At 71.2% G+C, this 1023-nt stretch carries 1 protein-coding gene; it reads left to right on the top strand.

Translation table 11 applies throughout. The features are described 5' to 3' along the window. The coding region (locus ACSVC7_RS32675; RefSeq protein ID WP_483509178.1) for an IS3 family transposase at positions 1-823 on the top strand (823 nt) is incomplete at its 5' end. Between the last annotated feature and the right edge of the window lie 200 nt (positions 824-1023).

The raw sequence follows: 1023 nt of genomic DNA, 5'->3' as shown, positions 1-1023 counted from the left end.
TGACCTGCTGCATGGCGAGCGCTTCGTCGATGCCGCCCCGGCCCAGGTCTACGCCACGCTGCTCGACGAGGGGCAGTACCTGTGCTCGGTGCGCACCATGTACCGCCTGCTCGCCGGCAACGACGAGGGGCGCGAACGCCGTCAGCTGCGTCGGCACCCGGCCTACACGAAGCCCGAGTTGCTGGCCACCGGCCCCAACCAGGTGTGGAGCTGGGACATCACCAAGCTGAAGGGGCCGGTCAAGGGCACGTGGCTGTGCCTGTACGTCATCCTCGACATTTTCAGCCGCGCCGTGGTCGGTTGGACGGTGGCCTACCGGGAGAGTGCGGCTTTGGCCGAGCGGCTGATCCGCCAGACCGTGCGCAAGCACGCCATCGCCCGCGACCGGCTGACGCTGCACGCCGACCGCGGCGCGGCGATGACGGCGAAGGCGGTGGTCGAGCTGCTGGCCGACCTCGGCGTGACGCGCAGCCACAGCCGGCCCCAGCAGTCCAACGACAACCCTTTCTCCGAGGCCCAGTTCAAGACGCTGAAGTACCACCGCGACTTCCCCGAGCGTTTCGGCTCGATCCAGGACGCCCGGGCGTTCTGCCGCGCCTTCTTCGCCTGGTACAACACCGAGCACCGCCACTCCGGGCTGGCGCTGATGACGCCGTACCAGGTCCACTACGCCGACACGGGGGCGATCCGCGGCGCCCGGCAGGCGGTGCTCGATGAGGGGCACCGCCGCCATCCTGAGCGTTTCGTGCGCAAGCCGCCCGAAGCGCCCGCGCCGCCCGCCGCCGTGTGGATCAACCCGCCGGCCGACCGGACGGTGAGCTGATGTCCAATCCTGCCATCCCGTTGTTCGGCGGAAGACCGGCCATCCCGCCGTCCCGGCCTGCCATCCGCCACGCCGGCGCGCGAGGGAACGGGCAAGGTTCTTCCCGAGGGACCCGCCCCAAGGGGCGGGACGGAAGGGCCTTGCGCGGACCAAGCCCGCCGGCACGCTGGAGGCAGACGGGCGCACGCCGACCGCCCTAG

Source organism: Azospirillum mesophilum (genome assembly GCF_053470405.2).
This window is presented reverse-complemented; position numbering and strand designations above follow the sequence as displayed.